13 protein-coding genes and 2 pseudogenes are annotated in these 13,510 nt (G+C 64.2%); 11 read left to right on the forward strand and 4 right to left on the reverse strand.

Going from position 1 to position 13,510, the window contains the following annotated elements; all coding sequences use genetic code 11:
* Positions 1-111: 111 nt before the first annotated feature.
* Positions 112-480 (forward strand): annotated as a pseudogene (locus tag B4383_RS22910) (hypothetical protein); the annotation flags it as partial.
* A gap of 265 nt (positions 481-745) precedes the next feature.
* A pseudogene (locus B4383_RS22915) lies at positions 746-1,520 on the forward strand (glucose 1-dehydrogenase).
* Between the two features lie 3 nt (positions 1,521-1,523).
* Here B4383_RS22915 and B4383_RS22920 read toward each other — a convergent pair.
* Both B4383_RS22920 and B4383_RS22925 read right to left on the reverse strand, forming a co-directional pair.
* Positions 1,524-2,318, reverse strand: a complete 795-nt coding sequence (locus B4383_RS22920; protein ID WP_078293620.1) for an alpha/beta fold hydrolase — start codon at positions 2,316-2,318, stop codon at positions 1,524-1,526.
* A 31-nt stretch (positions 2,319-2,349) separates the two neighbouring features.
* Positions 2,350-2,769, reverse strand: a complete 420-nt coding sequence (locus B4383_RS22925; protein ID WP_078293622.1) for a TIGR03618 family F420-dependent PPOX class oxidoreductase — start codon at positions 2,767-2,769, stop codon at positions 2,350-2,352.
* Positions 2,770-2,853: 84 nt separating this feature from the next.
* On the opposite strand from B4383_RS22925, the gene B4383_RS22930 reads away from it, so the two are divergent.
* Positions 2,854-3,537, forward strand: a complete 684-nt coding sequence (locus tag B4383_RS22930; RefSeq protein ID WP_078293775.1) for a hypothetical protein — start codon at positions 2,854-2,856, stop codon at positions 3,535-3,537.
* A gap of 32 nt (positions 3,538-3,569) precedes the next feature.
* Here B4383_RS22930 and B4383_RS22935 read toward each other — a convergent pair whose 3' ends face one another.
* Positions 3,570-5,135: a carboxyl transferase domain-containing protein gene (locus B4383_RS22935; protein WP_078293624.1), complete on the reverse strand. Its 1,566-nt coding sequence runs from the start codon at positions 5,133-5,135 to the stop codon at positions 3,570-3,572.
* Positions 5,136-5,245: 110 nt separating this feature from the next.
* On the opposite strand from B4383_RS22935, the gene B4383_RS22940 reads away from it, so the two are divergent.
* From B4383_RS22940 to B4383_RS22970, 7 genes are read left to right on the forward strand one after another with little or no spacing between them, the layout of a single operon-like run.
* The gene (locus B4383_RS22940; RefSeq protein ID WP_078293626.1) at positions 5,246-6,403 is read left to right on the forward strand and encodes an acyl-protein synthetase; all 1,158 of its coding nucleotides are present in this window, start codon (positions 5,246-5,248) and stop codon (positions 6,401-6,403) included.
* On the forward strand, positions 6,403-6,804 hold the full coding sequence (locus tag B4383_RS22945) for an iron-sulfur cluster assembly scaffold protein (protein ID WP_078293628.1): 402 nt from the start codon (positions 6,403-6,405) through the stop codon (positions 6,802-6,804). Before B4383_RS22940 ends, B4383_RS22945 begins: the two co-directional genes overlap by 1 nt.
* Positions 6,779-7,969: a cysteine desulfurase family protein gene (locus tag B4383_RS22950; RefSeq protein ID WP_078293631.1), complete on the forward strand. Its 1,191-nt coding sequence runs from the start codon at positions 6,779-6,781 to the stop codon at positions 7,967-7,969. The genes B4383_RS22945 and B4383_RS22950 overlap by 26 nt, the downstream gene beginning before the upstream one ends.
* On the forward strand, positions 7,966-9,072 hold the full coding sequence (locus B4383_RS22955) for an ABC transporter permease (RefSeq protein WP_078293634.1): 1,107 nt from the start codon (positions 7,966-7,968) through the stop codon (positions 9,070-9,072). Before B4383_RS22950 ends, B4383_RS22955 begins: the two co-directional genes overlap by 4 nt.
* Positions 9,073-9,077: 5 nt before the next feature.
* Entirely contained in the window at positions 9,078-9,764 is a 687-nt protein-coding gene (locus tag B4383_RS22960) for an ABC transporter ATP-binding protein (RefSeq protein ID WP_078293777.1), read from the forward strand.
* Entirely contained in the window at positions 9,761-10,066 is a 306-nt protein-coding gene (locus B4383_RS22965) for an acyl carrier protein (RefSeq protein ID WP_078293637.1), read from the forward strand. Before B4383_RS22960 ends, B4383_RS22965 begins: the two co-directional genes overlap by 4 nt.
* Before the next feature lie 23 nt (positions 10,067-10,089).
* On the forward strand, positions 10,090-11,724 hold the full coding sequence (locus tag B4383_RS22970; protein WP_078293780.1) for an AMP-binding protein: 1,635 nt from the start codon (positions 10,090-10,092) through the stop codon (positions 11,722-11,724).
* On the opposite strand, the gene B4383_RS22975 is transcribed toward B4383_RS22970, so the two are convergent.
* Positions 11,721-12,614, reverse strand: coding sequence for an amidohydrolase family protein (locus B4383_RS22975; RefSeq protein ID WP_078293639.1), 894 nt, complete (start codon positions 12,612-12,614; stop codon positions 11,721-11,723). The two genes, B4383_RS22970 and B4383_RS22975, sit on opposite strands and share 4 nt — an antisense overlap.
* Positions 12,615-12,757: 143 nt before the next feature.
* Between B4383_RS22975 and B4383_RS22980 the strand changes: the two genes are divergently transcribed.
* Positions 12,758-13,471, forward strand: a complete 714-nt coding sequence (locus B4383_RS22980; protein ID WP_078293782.1) for a DUF1326 domain-containing protein — start codon at positions 12,758-12,760, stop codon at positions 13,469-13,471.
* The last annotated feature ends 39 nt before the right edge of the window (positions 13,472-13,510 follow it).

Consider the following 13,510-nt stretch of genomic DNA (forward strand, 5'->3'; position numbering starts at 1 on the left):
CGTAATCAGTACGGCTATGGCGGAGGGTAATTCCCGCCATAATCATCAGCAAATATGACGCAAGCCACATATTTTGGTAGGCCATCAAGCTCGTTGTTAGCGTCCGGTCTCATGTCTGATCTCGCTGCTTTGCTGGCGTTTATCCATCAGGTCTCGGGTACGCCGTATATCTCGGGCGGAGACTCCGCACGGGGCACCGACTGCTCCGGCCTGGCCTCCTGGGTGTCCAACGTCGCCACCGATCGCCCCGCGTTCGGTTCTCGGTTCAACACCGGGAACCAGGAGCGTGCGCTCCTTGCACGTGGTTTCAAGTACGGCACCGCTCCTGGTGCACTGGTGATTGGCTGGAATGGCGGTCACACCGCCGTCACGCTGCCCGACGGCACGGCCGTGTCCAGTGGCGAGGGAGGCGGCGTCAGGATTGGTGGAGGCGGCGCCTACCAGTCGCAGTTCAAGCGACATATGTATCTGCCAATGGACAACACGGACGAGGCTGGGGCTGCGCCGTTGGATGTGCCCGCGCATGGGGAGGGTCCCGAGGTGATCCCCGCATCGGTGCTAGCGCCGAAGCCCGAGCCCGTACCCGCCGATGGTGCTTCCGCAGAAGCGGAGTCTGTCGAGATCTAAAGGATTCGAATCCTTTGGTGCCACCTCATAATTGGTGTGCACCGGTGTTATCGCTCACTCCTCCCGTAGGGTGGGAGAGGCTCCGCATGCGCTCGTGGGGTTGTGGTTGCCTGAAATCATGAATGGCAATTCTGCTCTGCTACAAGGAAAAGAACATCATCGTCACGGGTGGTGCTCGCGGGCTCGGCGCGTCCTTCGCGCACCGCATCGTGTCGCACGGCGGCAGGGTTGTCATCGCCGATGTGCTCGATGACAATGGCCGACAGCTTGCCGCCGAGCTCGGTGACTCCGCGTGATTCGCGCACCTGGACGTGACCGATGCCGATCAGTGGCGGGCACTGATCGAGACCACATTCGCGGAGTTCGGTTCGGTCACCGGCTTGGTCAACAACGCCGGGATGTCCAGTGCCTCGCTGGTCGCCGACGAGCCGCTTGAACACTTCCGCAAGGTGATCGACGTGAACCGCGTTGGCGTCTTCATCGGCGTGCAGGCCGTTATCCCGCAGATGCGCGTATGTCGCGGTGGTTCGATCGTGAACATCTCGTCGGCCGCCGGCCTCGTCGGTCTGGCGCTCACCTCCGGCTATGGCGCGTCCAAATGGGGCGTGCGGGGTCTGTCCAAGGTTGCAGCCGTCGAACTGGGACTCGATCGTATTCGGGTCAACTCCGTGCACCCTGGCGTTGTGTACACGCCCATGACGGCTCATGCCGGCTTTCAGCAGGGGGACGGCAACATGCCCATCACCGCCATGGGCCGGGTGGGGACTCCCGAGGAGGTGGCCGGCGCGGTCACCTATCTACTGTCGGACGCCGCGAGTTGCGTCACCGGGGCCCAGCTCGCCGTGGATGGCGGCTGGACGGCCGGCCCCACCGTGAAAACAATGACGGGTTAGTAGTTAGGAGAGCAGGTTCGTGATCTCCCGTGCGACCTGCGCTGGCAACTCCAGCTGAGGGAAATGGGTCGTGCCGCACAGCCGTGCGTAGCTGAACCAGGGATTGCGCGACTGGAACTCGTCGTGGAGATCGTCGTAGGCGGTGCGTTCCGGCCTGCAGAAGATGTGGTGAACGCGTCGCGGTTCGGTCAGCTTCTCCATGCGTGACATGGGTGAGCCCCATGTGGTGTACGCATCCTCGATGACTCGGCCGGCCCGTGCCCACACGTCGAACCCGAATCCGCCCATCTCGGAGCGGATGTGCCGGTTGACGGCCTCGTTGTCGCTACCGGCCAGCCAGGCGCGGAGGAACTCGAGGCGGCTGGATTGCCAGCGCAGCGGATCGCGGAATGCTCTTATGCCGTTGAGGAATTCGGTGGGGGCCTCCGACATGATGAGGTCCACGATGACGACGCTCGGCACCCGCACCGCGCCGAGCCGTTCGGCGATCTCCAGCGCCGTCCAGCCGGCGTGAGCATGAGCGACGGGGACAATCGACTGCACGCTGAGGGCGTCGAGCAACCCGGTGACATCTGAAATCTGTTCCGCAAGACCAAAGTCGGCAACGGCGGTGCGGTCGATGCCGTGGCCGCGCCAGTCCATGCGAATGATGCGGTGGCGGGGGAGGAGGTGCGGCAACAGCTCGTCATACGCGCGGTGGTCGTGCCCCCATCCGGTGAGTAGCAGGATTGCGGGCCCATCGTCCAGGCCCTGATCGTCGAAGGTGAGCTGCGCACCATTGATGGTGATGGTGTACATCGGGAGTCTCCTGGGTAGTCAGAGGCAGGTATCAGAGAGCAGCGTGGACGCGGACGGGATGTACCCGCACGATCGCCTCTCCGGGTGCGCTGTGATGCTCGTCCACGTAGGCTGCGGCGCGCTCGGCTCCCAGGTACCGGGCGGTGATGTCGATCAGGGTGGTGCGAACCTCAGCCTCGTCCGGTTCCAGCTTGGCTTCGCCCTGGATCTGGACATACAGGTAGGGCTCGGTTGGTGTTGCCGCGGTGATTGTGGCACGCGGGTCCCGTTGCAACGCTCTGACTTTCAGAGTGTCTACACGAGTGACGAACTGCAGGTGATCGTCGGCGAGCCGGTACCAGATGGGTAGTACGAGCGGGCGTCCGTCGGTTCCGAGGTACCCCAGCTGCCCTACCAGTGCGGGAGTCGAATCGAGGAACTGGCGGACGGATGGATCGTGGATCGAGGTCATGAGTCCACAACCTAGAATCTCAACCGCGCTTGAGGTCAAATTCGCACTTCCGTCAGGAGGCGGCGTGCCGGAATAATGCATCGGGTGACTCGCGTACTCGCGATCGGAATTGCGATGCTGGCGCTCGTCGCGGGTGGGCAACCCGCGGGATACGCCCACGCCGGTCCACAGTCGTGCGTTGCGGGCGATCCGGCCCACCCTCAGGCAGAGCTGTTCGCGACCAACAATACCGCGATCATCACCGACCCCGCCGATGGGCGTCTGCTGGACCCACTCGATGACTTCTCGCTACAAGTCAGCGCAATGACCGTCCAGAATCTGGTGCTGCCCGTGCGGTCGACGCCGGTCGACGGTGTGTATTGGTCGCAGGACAACAACCGAATGACCTACGAGCGGTCGCGCGCCTTCGAACTTGCCTGCGTGGATCGCGATGATCTACAACGCATCGGCGAGCAGGTGGGTCGGCAGTTCGGTCAGGAATCGGTGCTCACCTTCGAATATCTGCCGGCGGGGGACGCTGGGATCAATGCTGTGGCCGTGGAGGTTCCGGGGATCGATCGGGTGCGGTTCCACGACGCGCTGGCCGCGGACGGGACTGCGCGCGAGGCATTGGCCGGCGGGTCGGTGACCGAAGACGGGTGGTTGGCCCTGATCGCGGATATCAAAGATGTGGACACGGCGCGACGCCTGGTCGAGGCAGCCGGTGGCCGTGGGAAGGACGCCACCATCCGGTATGGAAGGCGTGAGTTCGTGGAGGCGGCGCAGTAACGGGTTCAGGGTTCCGAGCGCCGGCTGAGCCACTACCAGGTATCGACGACAGATCTGCGCGGCGGCAGCGGTTCTCGCATGGCGGCAGCGAAGGTCGAGGCGATGAGGGATCGCGTCTCGGCCGGGTCGATCACATCGTCGATCTCGAAGATCTGAGCGGCGTTGAGTGCCTTGGCATTCTCTTGGGCCGCGGCGGTGCCCTGACGCACGGCTTCCTCCCGGGCAGCCTCGTCGGGAATCGCTTCCAATTCCTTACGCAGCCCCAGTCGCACCGCGCCCTCCAGGCCCATGGGCCCCAGATGCGCGCCCGGCCAGGCGACTGTCAGCAGTGGTTCATGCAGGCTGCCGCCGGTCATGGCTTGTGCGCCAAGGCCATACCCGCGGCGCAGGATGACCGAAACAAGCGGTACGCGTAGCGCGGCCCCGGCGACGAGCATGCGCGATGCACGCCGGACCAGTGCATCGGCCTCCGCGGCGGGACCCACCATGTACCCCGGGCAGTCGACTAGTGAGAGCATCGGTAAGCCGAAGGCATCGCACAGCTGCAGGAACCGAGCGGCCTTATCCGATGCGGCGGCAGTGATCGCTCCCGCCATCACCATCGAATTGTTGGCGAGGATGCCAACGGCGCGGCCCTCAATACGCGCGAGGGCCGTCACCATCTCGGGCGCGAACTTCTCCCGCAGGAACGTCACCGAGCCCGCGTCGGCGAGCGTCTCGATGATCGGTGCCACCGGATAAGCCCTCCGTGCACGCTCGGGAATCATTGTCCGTAAGACGGTTTGGTCCATTGCCTGTCCGGGCTCTATTGCCCCCTGGAAATACCCGATGAGCCGTTTGGTGACGGCGACGGCCTGCTGCTCGTCGTCGACGACCACGTCCACGACCCCATTGGGTGATTGCACAGACAACGGCCCGACCTCATCGGGATGCACCTCACCGAGTCCGCCGCCGGCGATCATGGCCGGGCCACCCATGCCGATGGATGTGTCCTTGGTCGCCACGATCAGATCCGAGCAACCCGCGATGACGGCGTTGCCCGCGAAGCACCGTCCCTTGACTACCGAGATCCGCGGCACCACCCCCGATAGCGCGGCCCACAACTTGAACGCGCGGACGTCGAGCATGGAGACCACGGGATAGTCGGTGTCACCGGGGCGTCCGCCGCCTCCCTCGGCGAAGAACACCGTTGGCAGCTTCATGCGTTCGATGAGATCGAACAGTCTGTCCTTCTTATGGTGGCCGAGTGCGCCCTGCGTTCCGGCCAGCACGGTGTAGTCGTATGACAGCACGGCGCACGCGCTGCGGTCAGCGCCGAACATGTCGCCGTTGACGCGGGCCGTCCCGGCGACGAGGCCATCGGCGGGTGTGCGGGCGATCAAGTCGGCGATGTCGCGTCGCCCACGCTGCGCGGCGATGGCGAATCGCCCGTATTCCACGAATGACCCCGCATCTACCAGATCGGCGATGTTTTCGCGTGCGGTGCGACTGCCGCCGGCATGACGGCGGGCAACCGCATCGGGGCGGGCGGCATCCTCGGTAAGCGCACGTCGTCTCAGTAGCTCAGCGTGGTCCGCACGCAATGGTTCTTCAGCCATGGTCCGGACTCTTCCATAAAGCCCGGAAACTCTGCGGGAACTTTTCCTCACGATGATTCGACCACTCCATCGGTGCCCTGTGTGGGCGAGGCAGTCAAAGGAGATGCGCAGTGGATTTGGTCACCATGCTCGGGATGCCGGGGGAAGCCCTCCGGGCGACGCGGGACGACTGGCGGGGGTCGCTCGCCGACGTGGTGCGTCGGGCCTTCGCGTTGCACTTCGACCGCAACGGGTTCTATCGCGCCCAGTGCGAGGCTGTAGGCCTCACCCCGACTGACATTCGCGGCTGGGCTGACCTGCAGCGCATCCCCTTGCTTCCGGTCAGCATGTTCAAACAGGCTGGCGCGCATATCCTCATGACCTGCGGGCTTGAGGATGTCGAGATCGAGATCAGGTCTACCGGCACGAGCGGCGTGCCGTCGGTAGCGCGACGCGATGCGATGACGGTGACCCGGGCGTCCGTCGGAATCTTTGGGGGATACCGGGACTTCTTCGGTATTTCCCAGGGTGCGGGGCTATTCCTGTGCCCGTCTACCGCCGAGGTGCCCGAGATGGGCATGGTCAAGATCTTCAACCTTCTGACCGGGATGCTCGACGATCACCGCTACATCGTGCGCGAATACTCCTTCGATCCCGAGGAGGCTCTGGCACAGCTGCGGAGCTGGGAGGGGCGGATGACGCGGCACCTGATCGGTCCGCCCTTCATCATCGCCCGGTTCCTGAAATACCTGGAGCTCGAGGATATTCCGCTCACCCTCGATCCCGATTCGTTGATCATCATGCTCGGCGGGTGGAAGCAGTACACCGGAAACTCGATCAGCCGAGACGACTTCAACGAGAAGGCACAACGCGTGCTGGGCATTGACCGCACCCGCATCCGTGACATGTACGGCATGATCGAGTCCAACATGCTGGCCATCGAGTGCGAGCATCAGCGCAAGCATGTGCCGCCGTGGTGCTACATCTCGATCCGGGACGTCACCGACGCGGCCGTCGAGCTTGAACCCGGTAAGACCGGCGGGATAGCGATCCTTGACGCGCTGAACACCGCGTACCCCGGTTTCCTGCTCTCCGACGACATCGGTGAGGTGGATGAGAGCGATTGCCCCTGCGGCCGCACCGGCCAGACCGTGAAGTTCCGGCGGCGGCGTCAAGGTGCCGAACTGGGCTGCTGCGCCGTGAGTATCGAAAAGTACATAGACTCAAGGGAAGTCGTCGCCGAGTGCGAGCTGGCTTCTGCTGGGGCCTCTCAAGGGGCGGGCGCCTAGTGCCCCGGTTCAGTGCGACGGTGGTCGACCACTTCACCAACCCGCGCAACTCGGGCCGCCTGGCGCAGGTCGATGTGACGGCCTTCATCGGTAACCCGGTGTGTGGGGACCAGATCCTGTTGACCGCGCAGATCCAGGAGGAGGTCGTGAGTCAGGTCGGATTCGAGGCATACGGATGCTCGGCTTCCCTGGCGGTCGCGTCCATCCTCACCGAGCGGCTCACCGGTATGTCGGTGGAAGCGATCGCGACGATCCAAGCGACGCAGGTCACTGAGTGGTCGGGGGGCCTCTCGCCGGAACAGCAGCACGTCGCCGCGCTCGGCGCCGACGTCGCCCAGCGCCTAGCCAACAACTATCGCAACGGAATTGACGAAGATGTCAGCACCATCCCTGAAACTTAGACTGCCCGCGCAGTCGGCGCCGTCTGACATTTACTTGGACTATGCCGCTACCGCACCCCTGCATCCGCGGGCCGCACAGGCGATATTGAGCGGACACCGCCTGGTCGGCAATCCATCGAGCCGCCACAGCGCTGGACGTGACGCCGCCGATGCCCTCGCCGATGCCCGGCAGACCATTGCTGCGCTGTTCGGAGCTGACGCCGAGGAGGTTGTGCTGACTTCCGGCGGAAGTGAGGCGAACACCCTGGCGTTGTGGGGAACCTTTGCCGCCGTGGGATTTCGGGGCCACCTCGTGACCTCGTCCATTGAGCACCCGGCAGTCGTGGAGAACGCTCATGCGCTGCAAGACCTGGGCGTGGGGGTGACCTTCGTGGATCCCGCGCCGACGGGACATGTCGATGCCGTGGCTGTGGGTCGGGCGCTGCACCGCGATACTGTGCTGGTCTCGGTGATGCACGCAAACAACGAGACCGGCGCGATCCAGCCTGTCCGGGAGATCGCCGATATCGCCACGCGATCGGGCGTCGCGTGCCATGTGGATGCCGTGCACACTGCGGGCAAGCTGGATCTGACAAGCCTTGGTGCCACGATGATCTCGGTGTCGGCGCACAAGTTCGGCGGCCCTCGCGGTGTAGGCGCGCTACTGGTACGGGGTGGGCACCAACTGTTGCCGGTCATGCGTGGCGGACCGCAGGAGAACCGGTTGCGTGCGGGCACGGAGAACGTGCCCGGCGCACTCGGCATGGCCGCCGCGGCCGACGTGTGTCTGCGTACGGCGTCGATGGGGTACCGGCTGGGAATTCGGGACCGTCGCGAGCAGCTGATCGCCGGGCTTCGCTCTGTGGGCGGTGTACACCTCAACGCCACCGACCCGGTACTGGAGGAGACCGTCAGCGTGCGTTTCGACGGCATTCGTGCTGACACCCTCGCGGACGATCTCGACATGCACGGCATCTATGTATCCACCGGATCGGCGTGCCACGCCGGGGAGGACTCGGTTTCCCATGTACTGCAAGCGATGCGGCTGACCGAGGATCAAGCGCGGGCCACGGTGCGATTCTCGATGGGGCCGGACGTGTCGCCGGATGACGTCGAGAGGGTCATCGCGGTCACTACTCGGGCTGTGCACAGGCTGCGCGCGATGGCAGGCGGGATGGTCCGATGATTGTCGCCGTCAAGAACCTTGTCGCCGAGCGTGCCCGATTCGTCCTGTCGGTGATTGGGGTCGCTGTCGCGGTGATTCTGGTGCTGGTGATGTCTGGCATTTTTGTGGGCACCACAAATCAGGTGACCACTTACATCGACCACTCCAAAGGCGCGGTGTGGGTGGTTCAGCCCGGCGTTTCCCAGATGTTCCGTGCGGTGTCGTGGCTGCCCGGCGACGGCAAGGACAGGTTGCTCAAGGTCCCCGGCGTACAGTCGGCAGAGCCGATCCTTGGCCTGCCATCCGATTTCGTGCACAACGGTGGGCACACCGCGTATTTCGTCGTTGGATACGACACAGCCACCGGTGTGGGAGGCCCGTGGTCGTTATCGGAGGGCCGCAACGTGAGTGGGTCCGGCGAGGTCGTGCTCGATCGAGTGCTCGCCAAGAAGAACAAGATCCACGTCGGTGACACGGTGCAGCTCGTGGACGGTGATTTCATCGTCGTAGGGTTGTCCAACCAAACCGCCGCCGTGGGAAACTTCTACGCGTTCATCTCGCTGCCGGACGCGGCCCGTCTGCTGCGCGCGGGAAATCGTGTGTCCTACTTCCTGATTCATCCTGCCGAAGGATTCACCGCCGACCAGGTCGCGGACTCGGTCCGGAAGACGGTTCCCGGGATGGACGCGCTCACCTCGGCCACTTTCGCCGAGAACAGCCGGGCGATTGTCATCTCGATGATCGGGCGACCGTTGAAGACGATGATCGGGATCGCCGCGCTGGTGGGGGTGGCGCTCGTGGGGTTGACCGTTCTCGCGGTGACCACCGAGCAGATGAGTGATTTCGGAGTGCTGCGCGCGTTGGGCGTTCGTCCCGCGCAGTTGTGCCGCACCGTGATTGCCCAGGCCATCCTGATCGCCGGACTCGGATACCTGTCGGGGGCGGGCGTCACCTATGGGGTGCAGTTCCTGGTGAAGGATCGGCTGGGAGATGTCACGGTGGAGGTCACTCCCATCATGCTCGTCGCCATGGCCGCGGCGACCGCCGCCATGGCGATCATCGGATCACTGATTCCTATCCGGCGGGTGACACGGATCGACCCTGCTCAGGCCTTTCGGAGGTGAATTCGATGAATCCTGTGTTGCAACTTGAGAATGTGGAGCACCAGTACGGCAGCGGCGACGCGGCGGTGCGGGCTCTGCGGGGCCTGGATCTGACGGTCAGACCCCACGAGGTGGTGCTGGTTGTCGGCCCCTCGGGCGGAGGTAAGACCACTGCCCTTCTCGTCATGGGGATGTTGCTGACCCCGGGATCGGGGCGGGTCCGGATCGACGGCCAGGACGTTGGTGAACTTGGCGAGCGGAAACGGGCGCGAATCCGATTGGAGCGCTTGGGATTCCTATTCCAGGAGTACAACCTGCTCAATGCGCTGACGAGTGCGGAGAATGTGGCGCTGCCGCTGCGCTATGCCGGGGTGGGCAAGGATGTGGCCATGTCACGCGCCCGGGAATTGCTTGGAGAGCTCGGGTTGGCCCATCGCACTGATCACCGGCCGCCGACGCTTTCGGGAGGTGAGAAACAACGTGTGGCGGCGGCCAGGGCTCTGGTTGCGCGCCCCGGTCTGGTGCTCGCCGACGAGCCGACCGCGAACCTGGATTCGGCTACTGGCAAGAAGGTGGCCGAGCAACTCGCGGCCGCCGCGAGGACTCAAGGGGCGGCGGTGGTGATCGTGACGCACGATCTGCGCCTCACGGGAATCGCTGATCGCGTGCTGCACCTTGAGGACGGCGTGCTGCTGGAGAAAGAGGAAGAATGACCGAAACCTTTGTACTACCCGATGATACGGAGATCGTCGGCGCGCTTCGAGATGCCTTGACCCGGCTGCTTCCCCCGGAAGATCTGACACATGTCGACCTCGACGCGGTTGATGCCGATTCCCCGTTGCTCGCCCTTCCCATTGACTCCGTGGTGCTCATGGCGTTGATGAACGAGCTGGAGGACAGGTTCACGGTCTTCATTCCGGAAGAGGAAGCATTCGCGTTTACGGTGGTGGGCGATATCGGAGCTTTCATTCGTCAGCGTCTTAGCGATAAGGCGAAACGTCGCGAACAGGCATGAGTCACCTGGCGATTCGTCAGCATGTGAAGGCGAATGCTCCGGCCATGGCATCCGGCGCGATCGACTACGCCATGCTGCTGCACTCGGAGCTGGAGCAGATCGACTTCTACGACTCGCGTAGCCATCTGTACACCCTTCCGGCGGTAAACCTGGTTCTTACCACGCGGATTCGCGCGGCGGTGCTGGCCGGACGCGGCCTTCATCGTGGCGATCGGGTGGCAATGATCGCGGCGAGCGACGAGGAGTACCTGACGACGCTGCTGGCGGTGCTGCTGCTGGGTGCGGTACCGTGCGCGATCGCGCCCCCGCCGACTCCATCGCGGCCGGAATCCGCGGGTGTGGCGCACCTGAGTGCGGCGCTTACGGTGCTGAATCCGGTCATGGTGATCGCGCAACCGCGAGTGGCGGTGGCGGTCGCGCACCCGGTAGTCGTGACGTATGACGAGCTGGTGGATGCCGACCCGATTGACTTGCAGCGGTGTTCGCAGCCCCATCCCGGTGATATCCACCATATCCAGCTGACCTCGGGGTCCACGTCGGCTCCCAAAGCGGTGCTGTTGACGCATGGCAATGTGGTCCACAATGCCAGCGCAATTGCTTATGGCACAAGGGCGTTGCGCGGACGGGATAAGGTGTTCAGCTGGCTGCCGTTCTACCATGACATGGGGTTCATTCAGGTGCTGGCGGCACTGCTCTACGGCCTGCAGGTCGGGGTGATGACCCCGATGGGGTTCCTACGGGATCCGATGTCCTGGCTGCGGCACATGTCCCAGCACGGGTCGACGCACACTGCGGGCCCACCCTTCGCGTATCGGGCGGTATCGGAGGCGATCTCGCGCGGTGGCGCACTCGCGGACGTGGACTTGTCCGCGTTGCGTCACGCCTACGTCGGCGCCGAGCCCCTTCCGTTATCGGTGCTGCGAGAGGTCACCGAGCGGCTCGCACCGCTGGGGATGCGGACAGATGTGTTGGTGCCGTGCTACGGCATGGCTGAAACAGTGCTCGCGACAACCGTTGCGCTGCAACGCTGTGCGCCTGACACGTCGTCCTTCGGCAGGGTGCGGGTCGGTCGCAGGCGTGATGACGACCAGCCTGTCGTGTCCTGCGGACAGGTGGTTGATGGCCTGGAACTTCGGATCGTCGCCCCCGACGGCGAGCTAGTGCCCGACGGTGCGCTGGGCGATATCCAGGTGAGCGGGCCGTCGGTGATGTCGGGCTACTTGACCACAGACGGCGGGGTCGCAGTGCCCGCGGATGGCTGGCATGACACCGGCGACCGGGGCTTTCTCGCTGACGGTGAACTGTTTGTGGTGGGCCGTCACAAGGAGATGCTCATCGTGCGCGGTCGCAATTTCCCGCCCTATGACATCGAGCGGGAGATCGACGGCATGTGCGGCGCCGGCGGTGTTTCCGTTGTCTTCTCGCTGCGTGACGAGCAGCGAGCCCGCGAATCGGTGATCGCTGTCGTCGGAACACGGGCGGCGGCCGAGGAGTATGAGGCACTGCGCACGCGCATCGCCGGCGGGGTACGCGCAGCCTTTGGGTTCTCCCTCGATGAGATCGTGCTGGTGCCGGCGCGAACAATTCCCCGGACCAGCAGCGGAAAACGTCAGCGGCTTACGGTGCGCGAGGCGTATCGAGCCGGCTCGCTCATCTAGCCGTCAACGCCGAACAGCTTTGCGCCGTTGCGGTAGAGGACATCGCGCATCCACCCGTCGTCGACACCGGGCACGGACCGCAGCGCTGTGATTGCCTCGGCATATCCGTAGGGGATGTTCGGAAAGTCGCTGCCGAAGAAGATCTTGTGCCCTAGATCCACAAGCCGTGGGTAGGCAGCTTCCGGGAACGGCGCCTTCTCGTTGGAGAACGTGGTGAAGGCCATGGTGGTGTCGAGCCGCACCTCGTCGTACCGCGCAGAGATATCGAGGAAGTCCGAGTACTCGGGCATACCCATGTGCGCGATGATCAGGTGTAGTCGCGGAAACTGCGTCAGCAGCACCCGGATTGGCTCGGGCCCGGTGAATTCGCCCGGAGCCGGGCCCGAGCCGCAATGGATCACCACCGGAACTCCGGCGTCCTCGAGAAGACCCCACACCGGGAGGAGCAGCGGATCAATGGGGGAGAACGCACCAACCTGAATGTGGACCTTGAAGATGCGGGCTCCCGCCTCGATGGCCTCGCGCACATAGTCGACGGCGTGGGATTCGGGAAAGAAGGTGGCGGTGTGGATGCAGTCGGGGGTCTGCGCCGCGAACTGGGTCGCCCACTGGTTCAGCCAGGCAGCCATCTGCGGTTTGTGCGCGTAGATCAACGAGGTGAAGCGGAGCACTCCGAACTCCCGCAGCATCTGAACCCGCCGCGACTCCTCGGCGCGGTAGGTGATTGGCCAGGGGCGCCCGATGAGGGGCCCGGCCGAGTCGAAGTAGGCCCACACCTTGTCCATGACGGATTTGGGCATGAAGTGGGTGTGCACGTCCACGATCCCCGGGATGCCCAGTTCCTGCCAGAGCTGTCTGACGGGCGCGGGGTCGAAGGCTGATGCGGGCATGGACCTATCTATATCAATCGATCCGTCCATCGGGTGCGACTGCTCCCAAAGATACCCCCTAGGGGTATTTGCCAAAATCGGGGAGCCGCTGCTACCTTCAGCTTGTCAGATACCCCCATGGGGTATGGAAAGGAATGGATGAAATGCCGGCGACGGATACCTACGACTGGAATCTCAAGGGCGATTGGTTCGACGTGTGCAGCTGCAAGCTGCCCTGCCCGTGCAGCTTCGCGCAGGAACCCACACACGGGGACTGCCTCTTCACCTTGGTGTGGCATGTCAATGAAGGCCATTGGGGCGATGTCGAGTTGAGCAATCTGGGCGTGGTCGCTCAGGGCGAGTTCAAGGGGAACATGTGGATAGGTGACCCGGACGCGACGATGAAGCTGATGTTCTACATCGACGAGTCCGCGGACGCCCGTCAGCGCATCGCGCTGGAGCGAATCTTTACGGGTAAAGAGGGCGGCTGGCCCGCGGAGTTCGCGAGCCTCATCGAGGAGCTGCGCGGTATCGAATACGTCCCGATCAACTTCGACAAGGCCGATGATCTCGCGAGTTGGGGTGCAGAGATCCCCGGCAAGGTGGACCTCCGTGTCGAGGCGCTGACCGGTCCGACCGCCGACCCCAGTCGGCGAGTCACGACGGCGAACGCACCCGGAGCGGAAGTGGGGCCGGGTCAGGTCGCGACCTGGGGTGTGGTCAAGAAGGACCACTCCGTCGGGTTCGAATGGTCACACGAGCATCGCGGCGAGTCGAGCAAGCACTTCCCATTCGATTGGCGTCCTGACGGCACGGTTGAGGTTGTGTCAGAGGAGTTGGTGTCGGCTCAGCAGGGTGGATGCTGCTGCTCGGACTGAGCGGATCGGTGGACCGGAAACGCCCTCGGCATCTATCCG

It is taken from the genome of Mycobacterium sp. D16R24, assembly GCF_002013385.1.
Lineage (GTDB): Bacteria > Actinomycetota > Actinomycetes > Mycobacteriales > Mycobacteriaceae > Mycobacterium.

Bases quoted from the DNA above. Each gene is read 5' to 3' on its own strand.
- B4383_RS22975 (WP_078293639.1), bottom strand. From the start codon at position 12,614: ATGCCCGCATCAGCCTTCGACCCCGCGCCCGTCAGACAGCTCTGGCAG.
- B4383_RS22965 (WP_078293637.1), top strand. From the start codon at position 9,761: ATGACCGAAACCTTTGTACTACCCGATGATACGGAGATCGTCGGCGCG.
- B4383_RS22955 (WP_078293634.1), top strand. From the start codon at position 7,966: ATGATTGTCGCCGTCAAGAACCTTGTCGCCGAGCGTGCCCGATTCGTC.
- B4383_RS22980 (WP_078293782.1), top strand. From the start codon at position 12,758: ATGCCGGCGACGGATACCTACGACTGGAATCTCAAGGGCGATTGGTTC.
- B4383_RS22925 (WP_078293622.1), bottom strand. From the start codon at position 2,769: ATGACCTCGATCCACGATCCATCCGTCCGCCAGTTCCTCGATTCGACT.
- B4383_RS22935 (WP_078293624.1), bottom strand. From the start codon at position 5,135: ATGGCTGAAGAACCATTGCGTGCGGACCACGCTGAGCTACTGAGACGA.
- B4383_RS22920 (WP_078293620.1), bottom strand. From the start codon at position 2,318: ATGTACACCATCACCATCAATGGTGCGCAGCTCACCTTCGACGATCAG.
- B4383_RS22960 (WP_078293777.1), top strand. From the start codon at position 9,078: ATGAATCCTGTGTTGCAACTTGAGAATGTGGAGCACCAGTACGGCAGC.
- B4383_RS22950 (WP_078293631.1), top strand. From the start codon at position 6,779: ATGTCAGCACCATCCCTGAAACTTAGACTGCCCGCGCAGTCGGCGCCG.